Here is a 12,637-nt window from a genome sequence, read left to right on the forward strand (position 1 = left end):
TTTCTTGTGAATTCCTCCGACAACTGCAACAGGCTCCGACATGTGTGATGCCGCGGCATCCGTCTCAGGAGGTCAGCGGCTCGGTTCGGAAGCGCACGAGCACGGTCTGAGAGTCGTCATCGACAGTGAAGTTGGCGTCGCCCATCTCTTTACGGAACTCCGGGCTGTGCCAGAACTTTTCGTGTCCGGTGCGCCAGCCAGCGACTGTCGTGAAGCCTTCGCCCTCTGCCACCGCATGGTCGAGGTCGACATCTGCCAGGCGTACGACGCGAACCTCGGTGATCTCTTCGACGCACACCGGCTGGCCGTCGGAGTCGATCACGACCGCGCGGTCTCCGACGGCAGGCAGCGGTTCGGCCTCGAGCTCGTACCCCGCGACGAGTGAGGTCGTTGACGTCTTCTCGCCGCTGAGGATCGCGCCGACGAGTTGGTCGCGAAGCGGCCCTGGGAACGCATACTCAGATACAGGCAGGTCGGTTGCGTCTGGCATCCGCTCAGCCTATCGACCGAGGATCCCGCGCACGGGTGTTGCGGGTGTCGCAGCCAAACTGGAACGTCGGGCGGCTCACTCTTCCTGCACAATCGGACCGCCCGCTGAACACCTGTGGAATCCGGTTTGAGGGCACGGCGATGCGGCACTGTGTGGAACATGCTCAGCCCTGCACAGACCATCCATCGCCTCGGCGGGAGGGTGTTACGTCTGTCGGTGTGATTCCCCCGAAATCTCCGACATTCGCAACACCCTCCGACGGGTGCAACACTCAGAGCTTGACCTCAGCTGCGCTCCGCGCCCTCCAGCAACTCAGTCACCAGGGCCGCGATCGCCGAACGCTCCGAGCGCATCAGAGTCACGTGTCCGAACAGGTCGTGCCCCTTCAACGTCTCGATCACCGAAGCGATGCCGTCGTGGCGCCCCACCCGCAGGTTGTCGCGCTGACCTACATCGTGGGTGAGCACGACGCGGGAGTTCTGTCCCATGCGGCTGAGCACTGTCAGCAGCACATTGCGCTCCAACGACTGTGCCTCGTCAACGATCACGAACGCATCGTGCAGCGAACGACCGCGGATGTGCGTTAGCGGAAGCACCTCGAGAAGACCTCGTTCGAGGACCTCCTCGACCACGTTGCCGGAGACGACCGAGCCGAGCGTGTCGAAAACCGCCTGACCCCAGGGCCCCATCTTCTCGCCCTGGTCGCCGGGGAGGTATCCGAGTTCCTGCCCGCCGACGGCGAACAGCGGCCGGAACACGATGATCTTCCGCTGCTGCTGACGCTCGAGCACGGCCTCCAGCCCGGCGCACAGAGCGAGAGCCGACTTTCCGGTTCCTGCCCGTCCACCCAGCGAAACGATTCCCACGTCCGCGTCCATGAGTAGGTCGATCGCGATGCGCTGCTCGGCCGAGCGGCCGTGCATCCCGAACACCTCGCGGTCCCCGCGCACCAGCCGGTACTCGCCATCACCGGTCACTCGGCCGAGCGCCGAACCGCGCTCCGAGTGGATGATGAGGCCGGTGTTGACGGGAAGCCCCCTGGCGTCCTCGCTGATGCCGACTTCGCTCTCGTAGAGGTCGCTGATGTCATCGCCGGACAGGTTGAGGTTGGAGATGCCGGTCCAGCCGGAGTCCACGGCCTGCTCTGCGAGGTACTCTTCCGCGGAGATACCGAGCGACGCGGCTTTGACCCTCATCGGGAGGTCCTTGGACACGATCGTGACATCTTGACCATCGTCAGCAAGATGCATGGCGACCGAGAGGATGCGACTGTCGTTGTCCCCGAGGCGGATGCCACTGGGCAGCGTCGATCCGTCAGTGTTGCCCAGCTCGACTCGAAGTGTTCCTCCCTCGCCGATCGGCACCGGAAAGTCGAGCCGACCGTGTTCGATTCGCAACTCATCGAGGTGCCGAAGCGCCTGCCGGGCAAAATACCCGATCTCTGGATCGTGGCGCTTACCCTCCAGCTCCGTGATCACGACGACCGGAAGAACGATCGAGTGTTCGGCGAAACGGAAGAACGCCTGCGGATCACTCAGCAGCACCGAGGTATCGAGCACATATGTGCGGAGGTCTTGATCGGATTTCCCTGAGGATGCCCGACGCGAGACCTGACGGGTGGACTGCTGTGCTGTACGTGTGGTCACGACCCACTCCCGACCCGGGATGATTCCCGGCTATGCCACGAGTCGACCTTGGGGCCACGAGTCGCGTACCTGAGGGCCGACCCGACCGGACACCGTGCCCGATGCCTAGAACGTACGACCGCGCGGACGACTCGCCCACGACGACACGCCAGAAGCGCGTGTTACGTGTTGGTGAACGTGCGCTGAACGCGCCTACATACCGGGAACAATGGCGGTGCCGATTGCTTCATCCAGCATCCGCAACGTCTCATCACTGGTTCCCGCGTGCGGCGCGACCCGCACGGTTGATCCGCGCGTGGTGGCGACGACGCCGGCGTTGGTCAGCGCCGCAGCAAGCGCGGCAGGCGCTTCCGGAGCCAATGCGACAATGCCGGCACGGCGCTCCGGGTCTCGGGGTGTGAGTACCGGGATGCCGTGGCGATCGGCGATCTCGAGAATGCTGTCGACATGGTCACGGATCGCAGCTTCGATCGTGGGCACCCCGGCGTCGCGCACATCACGCAGGCCGATGGCGAGACGCGCGACCGCGAGATGATCCGGGCCGTTGATCTGATAGGCGCGAGCGGATGCCGCTGGTGCCGGCAAATCGTCCAACGGAAGCCCACCCTCGACCCCGCCGAAGCCCGACAAGACAGGGGCGATGCGTTCTCTGGCCTTCGCCGAAAATGACGCGAACCCTGTCCCTCGTGCTGCCCGCAGCCATTTGTAGCCATGTCCGACGACGACATCCGCCACAGCGAAGTCGTCATCGACGATGCCGAACGACTGCACCGCATCCACGATCAGCAGTCGGTCGGGCCCGAGCACATCGCGAAGGGCCGCCAGGTCGACGCGGTAGCCGGTGCGGAAGTCAACGTGGCTGACGGCGAGCGCGGTCACGTCTCCGTCCAGTGCCTCAGCGACGGCCTCCGGCGTGACGAATGTGTGCTCCGGCGTGATCCACCGCGCTGCGAGTTTGCCATGGGATGCCTGCGAAGCGCGCTCCAGCGTGATGCTGATGCTCGGAAACTCGGCCGAGGAGGCGATCACCGTGCCCTTCAGCCCGTAAAGCGCGTGCATCAGACCTTGCGTTGCCGACGGCTGCAGCGTGACCGTGTCGAGGTCGATGTCGAGGAGCTCTGCCACGATGTCCTGCGCCTGATCTACGCGCTCGGCAATCAGCGCCCGTGAAGACGGACGTCCGCTACCCAAGAGGTCCGCGTCGGCAAAAACCTCGGTGCGGACGGTGGGCGATATCGGCCCGAAGGCTGCCCAGTCGAGATAGCCGGGGTCACCGTCAAAGGTGGCGAGGTATTCATCGAAATTACTCACCCTATGAGTGTCCCATGCAACCGCATCGAACACCGTCCGATGTTCAGCGAGAGCCCCCGGAGAAGCCGGAGACTACGGAGACATCAGAGACCCCGGAGACCTCAGCGACCGAAGCGGCGATCCCGGTCGGCGTAATCGCGGATCGCCCGTAAAAAGTCGACCTCACGTAGGTCTGGCCCCAGCGCCTCCACGAAGTAGAACTCGCTGTGTGCACTCTGCCAGAGCAGGAAGTCACTGAGTCGCTGCTCCCCGCTGGTGCGGATCACCAGATCGGGGTCGGGCTGACCGCCGGTGTAGAGGTGCTCGCCGATCATCTCCGGGGTGAGCTGGGCTGCGAGATCCTCCATCGTGCCGCCGGATGCGTCGTGCTCGGCGATGATCGAGCGCACCGCATCCACGATCTCATGGCGCCCGCCGTAGCCGACCGCGAGATTCACGTGCAGTCCGGTGTGATCCTTGGTGCGTACTTCAGCGTCGTGCAGCACCCGGGCGAGCTCATCAGGGATGATGTCGGTGCGACCGACGTGCTTGACGCGCCAGCCGCCCTCCTGCGACAGTGCCTCCGCAAGTTCGGCGATGATCTCGATCAGGTCGTCGATCTCTTTCGAGTCGCGCTTGATCAGGTTGTCGCTGGAGAGCAGATACAACGACACCACGCGTACCCCGATCTCGTCACACCAGCCGAGGAACTCGCGCATCTTGGCAGCGCCCGCACGGTGGCCGTCGGCCGGAGAATCAAAGCCCAGTTGGCGCGCCCAGCGCCGGTTGCCGTCGATCATCATCGCGACATGGTGCGGAACGGATGCCGGATCGAGCTGTCGCCGGAGCCGACTACTGTACAGCCGGTACAGCGGCCCTCGGCCCTCGCTCGTGCGTGCAATCACGTGCCTACGCTACCGCGCCTTCATCTTTCTCCCGTGCTCACTCTCCGGTATGTACATGTGACGGCATGGGTCGGGATCTAGAGTGAGGACGTGAGCACACCCGACGAGAACTCCATCCCGGTGCCCGAGCTTCCGCTGCTGGAAGCGGCACAGGCGGATGCTGACGTCGAGGTCAAGCCGACCTGGCGAGGCTGGCTGCACGCTGGCACCTTCCCCATCGCAATCGTCGCCGGCATCGTGCTCATCTTGCTCGCCGAAGGTGCGCCAGCGAAGTGGGCCGCTGCTGTATTCATGGCGAGCTCACTGCTGCTGTTCGGAATCTCTGCGCTGTATCACCGCATCGACTGGAGCCCGAAGACGAAACTGATCTTCAAGCGCATCGACCACGCGAACATCTTCCTGCTGATCGCCGGCACCTACACCCCTCTCGCCGTCAATGCGTTGATTCCGGAGAAGGGTGCGCTGCTGCTCATCCTGGTCTGGAGCGGCACGCTCCTCGGCATCCTGTTCCACGTCTTCTGGATCAACGCGCCACGCTGGCTGTACGTCGCCCTCTACCTCCTGCTCGGCTGGGCCGCTGTGATGTACATGGTTGACCTTCTGCAGGCAAACGTGGCGATGATGGTGCTCGTGTGCGTGGGCGGTCTGCTCTACACCGGCGGCGCGATCGTCTACGCGATGAAGAAGCCGAACCCGTGGCCAGGTCACTTCGGCTTTCACGAGATCTTTCATCTCTGCACCGTGCTCGCGTTCCTGTGCCATTGGACCGCGTGTCTGCTGATCTCCATTGCGCCGTACTCGCCTTCGCTCGGCCTTCCTGGTTGATAAAGCTCGGCCTCCCTGGCTGATAAATTTTCTCTGCACCCGCAGTCACAACGGTGTGCCCAGAACGACGAAGGAGAACCCCATGGCTGACGTCGAAAGCTTCGCGCTCGATCACACCGCTGTCCACGCGCCCTATGTCCGCCGCATCGCAGTTGAGAACGGCCCCAAGGGTGACGCGATCTCGAACTTCGACCTGCGCTTCGTGCAGCCCAACGAGGGCGAGATCCCGACCGCAGGGCTCCACACGATCGAACACGTGCTCGCCAGCTTGTTGCGTGATCACCTTGAGGGTGTAATCGACATCTCCCCGTTCGGCTGCCGCACCGGCTTTCACCTCATCACCTGGGGCGAGCCGAGCGTCGCCGAGGTCGTGGCCGCCGTGCGCGTCGGCCTCACCGCCATCGCCGAAGACATCACCTGGGAAGATGTACCAGGCGTCGACGCGATCAGCTGCGGCAACTACCGCGACCACAGCCTGCACAGTGCCCGCGAGTGGTCCAAGCGCATCCTCGAGCAGGGCATCAGCCTCGATGCATTCTCCCGCGTGGGAGTGTGATGTTCGACGAACTCCGCGGGCGCATCGTCTTCGTCACCGGTGGCAACAGCGGCATCGGTGCGGGCATCGTCGATGCTTTCCTCTCCGAGGGTGCGACCGTCATCAGCGCCGACCTGAGCCTGCCTGAGGGTTTACAGCGGTCGGGCGAGCATCGCTGGTCCGTCCGGCTCGACGTCAGCGATGAGACCGCCGTGGAAGCCGTTGTGGATGCCGTCTCGAAGATCGTCGGCACAATCGATGTGGCGGTGACCGCGGCGGGCACCTCGACGATGGGTTACGCCACGGAGACCACAGGGGCTGACTGGGATCGCAATCTCGATGTCAATGCGAAGGGTTCGTTCCTGGTCGCGAGGGGCGTGGCCAGCCGGCTCGTCGCCGAAGACCGCGCCGGACGCATCATCTTCATCTCATCGCAGGCAGGAAAGAACGGCTACCGCGGAATGACCGCCTATGTCGCATCCAAGCATGCCGTGATGGGCGTGACGAAGACGATGGCCACCGAACTCGCACCCCGTGGCATCACAGTGAACGCGATCTGCCCCGGCATTATCGAGACTCCGATGAAGCATCGCGAACGCATCGAAGGCGGTGCGCTTCGCGACATGACGGCCGAGGAGATCGCCGCCGAAGATCGTTCTCAGGTGCCCTTAGGACGCACCGGTACGACAGCGGATGTCGCGGGTGTCGCGCTCTTCCTCGCCAGCGATCTGGCCAGCTACATGACCGGCCAGGGACTCAATGTCACCGGCGGCATGACCATGCACTGAACCTGACTCAGGCGGTCGGCTTTCCTTCATCGGATGCCGCGTCATCATTGGCACTAGCGTCGGATGCCGCGTCGTCGACGCCACTCGCGTGGGATGCCGCTTCATTCGGCCCCTGCGCAGCGGCGTTGGCTGCCTCTTCAGCATCCAACTCTTCGCGGACTTCCTCGCGGTAGCGCACTCGGCGGATGCGGCGATTCATATCCCAGATGAGCAGTACGAGCGCGATCACCACGATCACGATCACCAGGAACCCGGCAGGGCCAGGCGTGACGGAGTTCGGGTCGACGGTCATCGTCGGCGTCGGAATCGGGGTCTCTGTTCCGAAGAGCACCATCAAGTGTCCGCCTCTCGTTCGCAGGTCGCGTACCCTGGAACTACTAGCCTAACGACCGAAAGACCCACCACGTGACGACCGCACTCGAGCTCGACGAGCGATACGGCCGAACGCGCAAACGGCGGTTGCCATGGGTCATCGGCGCAGCGCTCGCAGTGGCCGTGATCCTCGTCGCCGGGTGGGCGACAGTCAGCCAGTCCATGAACTCCGTTGGCGCCAACGATCTTGGCTACGAAGTGGTCGACGCACACAGCGTGACGGTTCACTTCCAGATCACGGCGACGCAAGGCAAAGACGTCGTCTGCGCGGTCCAGGCACTGGATGAGGAGTTCGGCGTGGTGGGCTGGAAGATCATGGAGATTCCGGCCGGTGACAGCCACCTGCAGCGGCTCAGCACCACCGTTCCGACGGTGGCCGAGGCGACCACAGGTTTGGTGAACAACTGCTGGATCGCATAGAATCCCCTGAGAAGACCGACGCCCTGGCCCATTGCCGGGGCGTCTTGGCATATCCCCCACCGCCCTGAAGGGCGTTCGCACAAAAGGAGCACGCTGTGTCCACAGACGCTCAGGTACCGTTCCTCACGCAGGAAGCCTACGATCGACTCGTCGCCGAGCTCGAGCAACGCTCCACGCTCGGTCGCGACGAGATCGCGAAACGCATTGAAGCGGCTCGCGAAGAAGGCGATCTCAAGGAGAACGGCGGCTACCACGCTGCAAAGGACGAGCAGGGCAAGCAGGAAGCCCGCATTCGCACTCTGGAGCAACTCCTCAAGACCGCCAAGGTCGGCGTCGCGCCCGCGAGCCGCGGCATCGTCGAGCCGGGAACCGTCGTCACGGCAATCGTCGCCGGAGGAGAAGAGACCTTCCTGCTCGGCAGCCGCGAGATCGCAGGCGGCACTGACCTCGATGTCTACAGCGAAGCCAGCCCCCTGGGCCAGGCCATTCTCGGTCTGAAGGTCGGCGCAAAGACCAGCTACGAGGCTCCCAACGGAAAGCCGATCGCGGTAGAGGTCACGAAGGTCGACACCTTCTCCGGCTGAGCCCGACGCCGGGATCGAACGCGACACATGAGCCCGGACAGGGGCCACGCGCCCAGAGGCTCCGGGCAGCGCGTAGCGATGTCTGGAGTGGGCGTGGGGATCAGTCCGGGATGACCTCTGGGTCGTAACCGGCGTGGCGGAGCGTGTCGAGCGTCAGCTCGGTGTGCTCCGCCCCTCTTGTCTCAATACTCAACTGCAGGCTCACCTGGCTGATCTGCAGACCCTGTCCGTGCCTCGTGTGCATGACCTCCATCACGTTGGCACCTGCCTGCGAGACGAGCTCAGAGACACGCGCCAACTGACCGGGGCGGTCGGGCAGCGGGATCCGGATGGTCAGGTAACGTCCGGATGCTGCCAGCCCGTGTGACACGACGCGCTGCAGCAGCAACGGGTCGATGTTGCCTCCGGAGAGCACTGCCAGGGTCTTTCCGGTGCCGGAGACCTTCCCGGCGAGGATTGCGGCGACGCCGACGGCTCCTGCAGGCTCGGCGACGACCTTGGCCTGCTCGAGCAGGATGAGGATCGCCCGTGCGATGTCATCGTCGGTCACAGTGACGACCTCGTCGACGAGTTCCTTGATGATCTCGAAGGGCACGTCTCCTGGGCGCGCGACCAGGATGCCGTCTGCGATGGTCGGCTGTGTCACGATCTCGACCGGATGCCCCTCGGCGAGCGACAACGGCATCGCGGCCGCGTTCTCTGCCTGCACACCGATGATCCGCACCGTGCGGCCAATCCTCGCTGCCGCAGCCTTCGCCGCGGCAGCGACCCCGGCAATGAGGCCGCCCCCGCCGATGCCGACGAGGATCGTGTCGACATCAGGAGCATCTTCGATCAACTCGAGGCCGAGCGTACCCTGCCCGATCACGATGTCGCGATGGTCGAAGGGATGGATCATCACCGCGCCAGTGCGTTCGGCGAACTCCGCGGCAAGCCGCAGAGATGTCGCGACGGTTTCGCCCTCCAGCACGACCTCTGCACCGTAGCCACGAGTCGCGAGCAGTTTCGGCACCGGTACGCCCAGCGGCATGAAGATCGTCGCCGCAATCCCGAGCGCCTGCGCCGCGAGCGCGACGCCCTGGGCATGGTTACCGGCGGATGCCGCGACCACACCCCGTGAGCGCTCTTCTTCAGTGAGCTGCGACAGTCGGTACGCAGCCCCTCGAATTTTGAACGAGCCGGTGCGCTGAAGATTCTCCATCTTCAGTACGACGGTTTCGCCAAGAATGTCGGACAGCGCTCTGGACGGCAGCGTCGGCGTGTGGGAAATCACTCCCGTCAGCCCCCGTGCGGCTTCTTCGAACTCGGCCAGGCTGGGGACTGCACTCATTTATTCCTCCGTCGCCGCTCCCGCGGCACTGTACTCCAGATCAGATCACCGGCAGGTTGCCTGCCGGTCTTCCACGAACCGCTACTCAGGGTCACAGCGACCACATTCACGAACGCGGCCAGCGGCACCGCAAACAGTGCGCCGGGGATGCCGGCGATCATCGATCCACCGGCCACCACGAGCACCACGGCAAGGGGATGAACCTTGACGGCAGTGCCCATCAGGATCGGCTGCAGGACGTGTCCTTCGAACTGCTGCACGCCGATGACGACGACGAGCATCCAGAAGGCATTCCACGGGTCGTTGTAGACGAGTGCCAGGAACACCGCCACCGCACCGGTGGCCACCGCACCGACGATCGGGATGAATGCACCGAGGAAGACCAGCACAGCCACCGGAATCGCCAGCGGAACGCTCAGCAGGAACGCGCCTAGGCCGATTCCGATGGAGTCGATCGTCGCGACCAGCAGCTGTGTCTTCGCGTAGTTGACGACTGTCCCCCAGCCATTGCGTGCCGCGGCGTCGACCGCCGGCCGCGCGTCTCGGGGGAACAGCTTCGTCGTCCACCGCCAGATGCCACCGCCGTCTGCGAGCAGGCAGACCAGAACGAAGGCGGTCAGCAGTGTGCCGACGACCACGTGCCCGGCTGTGGAGCCGATGGCGAGTGCACCGGACCACAGCAGCTCAGCCTGCTCCTGAATGAGTGCGAAACCCTGGTCTATGTATCCCTGAATCTGATCTTCCGACAGGTTCAACGGACCGTTCATCAGGTACTGCCGAAACTCGTCGACGGCCCGCAGGGTGCTCTCCTGCACCGAGGGCCACTCGCGAGCGACCTGCCATCCGACCAGCCAGAGCAGTCCGGCAACGATTGCGAATGTTCCGAGAAGGGAGATGACGATCGCGAGCCAACGAGGGAAGCGACTGCGCAGCATCAGGTCGAAGGCCGGCCACAGCAGCGCCGTGATGAGGATGCCGATCAGCATCGGGATCACGAGGAGCTTCAGCTGAATGACCAACCAGATAATGACGCCGGATGCCGCGGCGATGAGCAGAAGACGCCAGGCGTAGCCGGCGGTGATCCGCAAGGCGAGAGGCACGGCGTTGTCTGCTTCTGTTGAGACCGTACGATCGGTCGGCATACGACCCCACAGAAGATCGCGCTTGCGAGGGCGCTGCTCATCCGTCATGTCGTCAGTCTAGTTGCGGTGCTGTGCTCGCTGCCACGGCTGGCGGCCGCGGTGTCCGAGCCGGGCGATACGCTGACCACGTGTCCGATACTCTCAGCGCCGCGCAGGCTCGTCGTGTCGCTCTGGCAGCCCAGGGGTTCACCCGGCGCCGCCCAACGACCGAAGTCACAGCGAGTCATGTGCACCGCACGATGCAGCGGCTCGGCGTGCTGCAGATCGACTCAGTGAACGTCTTCGCGCGCAGCCACTACCTCCCGTTGTTCTCGCGCCTTGGTTCCTACGACCCGGCGCTTCTTGACCGTGTCTTTCTCTCCCGCACCACCCATTACGTGGAGTACCTCGCCCATGAGGCGACGTTTGTGCCTGTCGAAGACTGGTCGCTCTGGCGCTTCAGGATGGAGGCGTTCCGCAAGCGCTGGGAAGCCGACCCTGAGTCGTGGATGAGCCAGAACCTCCGCACCATCGCCTGGGTGAAGGATGAGCTGCGCGACCGTGGGCCGCTGCGTCCGGCGCAGCTGCGAGCCGATGCACCTCGCGAGCGCGGCACCTGGTGGGACTGGGATGATGTGAAGCTCGCCCTCGAGCACCTCTGGCGCACGGGAGACGTCGCCATCAGCGGTCGCCGCGGGTTCGAGCGCCACTACGCCCTCGAAGAGCAGGTCATTCCCGCTGAGGTCCGCGAGCGCGTGGTTCCTCGTGACGACGCGATCCGCGAACTCGTCCGCCGTGCCGCACGATCCAACGGCGTCGCCAGCGAAGCCGATCTCGCCGACTATTACCGCATTCGCGATCGCAAAGCCGTGCGGCAGGCGGTCGACGAACTCGTCGATACCGGCGACCTTCAGCCTGTGCGGGTGCAGGGCTGGGAGCGAGGCGGACGTCCGGTGCCGGCGTGGTTGCATCAGGACGCTGTGCTTCCCCGTCGAGTGGATGCCGCGGCGATTCTGACTCCGTTCGACCCTGTGGTCTGGTTCCGGGAGCGGGCGCTGCGCGCCTTCGATCTTGACTACCGCATCGAGATCTACGTGCCGGCGCACAAGAGGCGCTACGGCTATTACTCATTGCCTGTGCTCGTCGGTGATCGCATCGTCGCACGCGTCGATCTCAAGGCCGATCGTGCATCGTCCACGCTGCAGGTGCAGTCCGCCTGGTGGGAGCCGCAGGCAAGACCCAGTGACGCCGAGCCGATCGCGCGCGAGCTCACGCTGGCAGCGACATGGCAGGGATTGGAGAACGTGTCGGTATCGGGGTGGGGCGACGCGGCGGATGCCGTGGCCGGGGCGCTGCACGTCGAACGCGGCGGCGTGCGGCGCCACGTGCACGCGCGGGAGTCAGCGTGAGGCGGCGCACTATCTGGATCGTCGCAGGTGCGGCGGCAGTTGTCGTGGCCGTGACAGCACTGGTCTGGTTTCTCGCACCTCGCGGAAACAGCGCTGAAGACCAAGCCATCGCATACTTCCAGGCGCTCGCAGACGGCGACCTGGAGGCAGTGCAGGCCACCGGCGTCGAGGTGTCAGAAGAAGCGGCATCCGCCTTTCTCGCTGCCAGCGCGCGGATCAGTGAGGTAGCCCTCGAATCTTCGACTGAGCAGGAGTCATCGACACTCGTCACGGTCTCGCATGTGCTTGGCGACGAGCGGTTCGAGAGCCAGATCGCGATGATCAACGAGGCCGGCAGGTGGACGCCGGATGCCGTGTCCGCGCTGGGTGTCGTGCAATTCAACGTGCCGGTAGGCATCGACGACGCCGCAGCATCATCGGGTGCCACAGCGCCATCGGAGGCCACACTGACATCGGAGGCCGCAGTTTCGCTATTGCCGGCGGAGTATGAGTTCGCCGCGATTCCGACCAGGTTCTTGGACGCAGGCGCCACCGTGCAGGTACTGCCCGGGAGCACACAGAAGATCGAACTGGAGGTGGCTCTTCGTCCGGAAGCCACCGAGATCGCGCAGGCCCAGCTCGACGAGCATCTGACGGCCTGCACTGAGCCCGCAGCGGAGGTTCCGACATCCTGCGGCTTCGTCGTCCCGTGGGCTGCCGACTTCAGTTCGGTGAGCGAGATCAGCTACCGCATTGAAAAGGCGCCGGCCATCTCTCTCACGTTGACGTCGTTCTACGCAGGCGGCGGTGAGCTCGTCGCCACCGTCACCGGTACCGCGCTCGATGGTTCAGCGAAGTCGCTGACCTACCAAACCTTGAACTGGTCGCTGCGCGGTGACGTGACGTTCACCGCTGATGACATCGTGCTGTCGGTGTGGTGAGG

Annotated in this window: 14 protein-coding genes; 7 read left to right on the plus strand and 7 right to left on the minus strand. The window is 64.5% G+C overall.

All coding sequences use genetic code 11. The annotated features are described in order from the left end of the window. Window positions 1-64: 64 nt before the first annotated feature. The 4 genes from AC1C2Q_RS03145 to AC1C2Q_RS03160 form a co-directional block, all read right to left on the minus strand. Window positions 65-490 (minus strand): ASCH domain-containing protein, encoded by a 426-nt coding sequence (locus tag AC1C2Q_RS03145; protein ID WP_495448950.1) that lies wholly within the window; start codon window positions 488-490, stop codon window positions 65-67. Window positions 491-774: 284 nt separating this feature from the next. Next, window positions 775-2,049 carry an RNA 5'-3' helicase PhoH2 gene (gene phoH2 / locus AC1C2Q_RS03150; RefSeq protein WP_495431692.1) on the minus strand — a complete coding sequence of 425 codons (1,275 nt, stop codon included), beginning with the start codon at window positions 2,047-2,049 and terminating at the stop codon, window positions 775-777. A gap of 279 nt (window positions 2,050-2,328) precedes the next feature. Next, window positions 2,329-3,447, minus strand: a complete 1,119-nt coding sequence (locus AC1C2Q_RS03155; protein ID WP_495448951.1) for an aminotransferase class V-fold PLP-dependent enzyme — start codon at window positions 3,445-3,447, stop codon at window positions 2,329-2,331. A 101-nt stretch (window positions 3,448-3,548) separates the two neighbouring features. Continuing rightward, window positions 3,549-4,328, minus strand: coding sequence for an isoprenyl transferase (locus AC1C2Q_RS03160; protein ID WP_495431693.1), 780 nt, complete (start codon window positions 4,326-4,328; stop codon window positions 3,549-3,551). Window positions 4,329-4,451: 123 nt separating this feature from the next. Between AC1C2Q_RS03160 and trhA the strand changes: the two genes are divergently transcribed. From trhA to AC1C2Q_RS03175, 3 genes are all read left to right on the plus strand, one after another. After that, window positions 4,452-5,156, plus strand: coding sequence for a PAQR family membrane homeostasis protein TrhA (gene trhA, locus AC1C2Q_RS03165; RefSeq protein WP_495431694.1), 705 nt, complete (start codon window positions 4,452-4,454; stop codon window positions 5,154-5,156). 82 nt (window positions 5,157-5,238) lie between these two features. Beyond that, window positions 5,239-5,712, plus strand: coding sequence for an S-ribosylhomocysteine lyase (locus AC1C2Q_RS03170; protein WP_495429591.1), 474 nt, complete (start codon window positions 5,239-5,241; stop codon window positions 5,710-5,712). Next, window positions 5,712-6,479 carry an SDR family NAD(P)-dependent oxidoreductase gene (locus AC1C2Q_RS03175; protein WP_495448952.1) on the plus strand — a complete coding sequence of 256 codons (768 nt, stop codon included), beginning with the start codon at window positions 5,712-5,714 and terminating at the stop codon, window positions 6,477-6,479. Before AC1C2Q_RS03170 ends, AC1C2Q_RS03175 begins: the two co-directional genes overlap by 1 nt. Window positions 6,480-6,486: 7 nt before the next feature. On the opposite strand, the gene AC1C2Q_RS03180 is transcribed toward AC1C2Q_RS03175, so the two are convergent. Continuing rightward, the gene (locus AC1C2Q_RS03180) at window positions 6,487-6,813 is read right to left on the minus strand and encodes a hypothetical protein (protein ID WP_495448953.1); all 327 of its coding nucleotides are present in this window, start codon (window positions 6,811-6,813) and stop codon (window positions 6,487-6,489) included. 71 nt (window positions 6,814-6,884) lie between these two features. On the opposite strand from AC1C2Q_RS03180, the gene AC1C2Q_RS03185 reads away from it, so the two are divergent. Together AC1C2Q_RS03185 and greA are read left to right on the plus strand one after the other, a co-directional pair. Further along, window positions 6,885-7,271 carry a DUF4307 domain-containing protein gene (locus tag AC1C2Q_RS03185; RefSeq protein ID WP_495429594.1) on the plus strand — a complete coding sequence of 129 codons (387 nt, stop codon included), beginning with the start codon at window positions 6,885-6,887 and terminating at the stop codon, window positions 7,269-7,271. Window positions 7,272-7,366: 95 nt separating this feature from the next. Beyond that, window positions 7,367-7,855 (plus strand): transcription elongation factor GreA, encoded by a 489-nt coding sequence (greA, locus tag AC1C2Q_RS03190; RefSeq protein ID WP_495429595.1) that lies wholly within the window; start codon window positions 7,367-7,369, stop codon window positions 7,853-7,855. Between the two features lie 100 nt (window positions 7,856-7,955). Here greA and ilvA read toward each other — a convergent pair whose 3' ends face one another. Next, the gene (gene ilvA / locus AC1C2Q_RS03195; RefSeq protein ID WP_495448954.1) at window positions 7,956-9,185 is read right to left on the minus strand and encodes a threonine ammonia-lyase; all 1,230 of its coding nucleotides are present in this window, start codon (window positions 9,183-9,185) and stop codon (window positions 7,956-7,958) included. After that, complete coding sequence (locus AC1C2Q_RS03200; RefSeq protein ID WP_495429597.1) at window positions 9,182-10,375, minus strand: AI-2E family transporter; 1,194 nt, start codon at window positions 10,373-10,375, stop codon at window positions 9,182-9,184. The genes ilvA and AC1C2Q_RS03200 overlap by 4 nt, the downstream gene beginning before the upstream one ends. 80 nt (window positions 10,376-10,455) lie before the next feature. On the opposite strand from AC1C2Q_RS03200, the gene AC1C2Q_RS03205 reads away from it, so the two are divergent. Beyond that, window positions 10,456-11,715, plus strand: coding sequence for a winged helix-turn-helix domain-containing protein (locus AC1C2Q_RS03205; RefSeq protein ID WP_495448955.1), 1,260 nt, complete (start codon window positions 10,456-10,458; stop codon window positions 11,713-11,715). Then, a complete protein-coding gene (locus tag AC1C2Q_RS03210) occupies window positions 11,712-12,635 on the plus strand; it encodes a hypothetical protein (RefSeq protein ID WP_495448956.1) in 924 nt (307 codons plus the stop codon). Before AC1C2Q_RS03205 ends, AC1C2Q_RS03210 begins: the two co-directional genes overlap by 4 nt. The last annotated feature ends 2 nt before the right edge of the window (window positions 12,636-12,637 follow it).

The sequence above is a fragment of the Microbacterium sp. Y356 genome, assembly GCF_059445355.1.

Bases quoted from the DNA above. Each gene is read 5' to 3' on its own strand.
- AC1C2Q_RS03175 (WP_495448952.1), top strand. From the start codon at position 5,712: ATGTTCGACGAACTCCGCGGGCGCATCGTCTTCGTCACCGGTGGCAAC.
- AC1C2Q_RS03170 (WP_495429591.1), top strand. From the start codon at position 5,239: ATGGCTGACGTCGAAAGCTTCGCGCTCGATCACACCGCTGTCCACGCG.
- AC1C2Q_RS03180 (WP_495448953.1), bottom strand. From the start codon at position 6,813: ATGGTGCTCTTCGGAACAGAGACCCCGATTCCGACGCCGACGATGACC.
- AC1C2Q_RS03200 (WP_495429597.1), bottom strand. From the start codon at position 10,375: ATGACGGATGAGCAGCGCCCTCGCAAGCGCGATCTTCTGTGGGGTCGT.
- ilvA (WP_495448954.1), bottom strand. From the start codon at position 9,185: ATGAGTGCAGTCCCCAGCCTGGCCGAGTTCGAAGAAGCCGCACGGGGG.
- AC1C2Q_RS03145 (WP_495448950.1), bottom strand. From the start codon at position 490: ATGCCAGACGCAACCGACCTGCCTGTATCTGAGTATGCGTTCCCAGGG.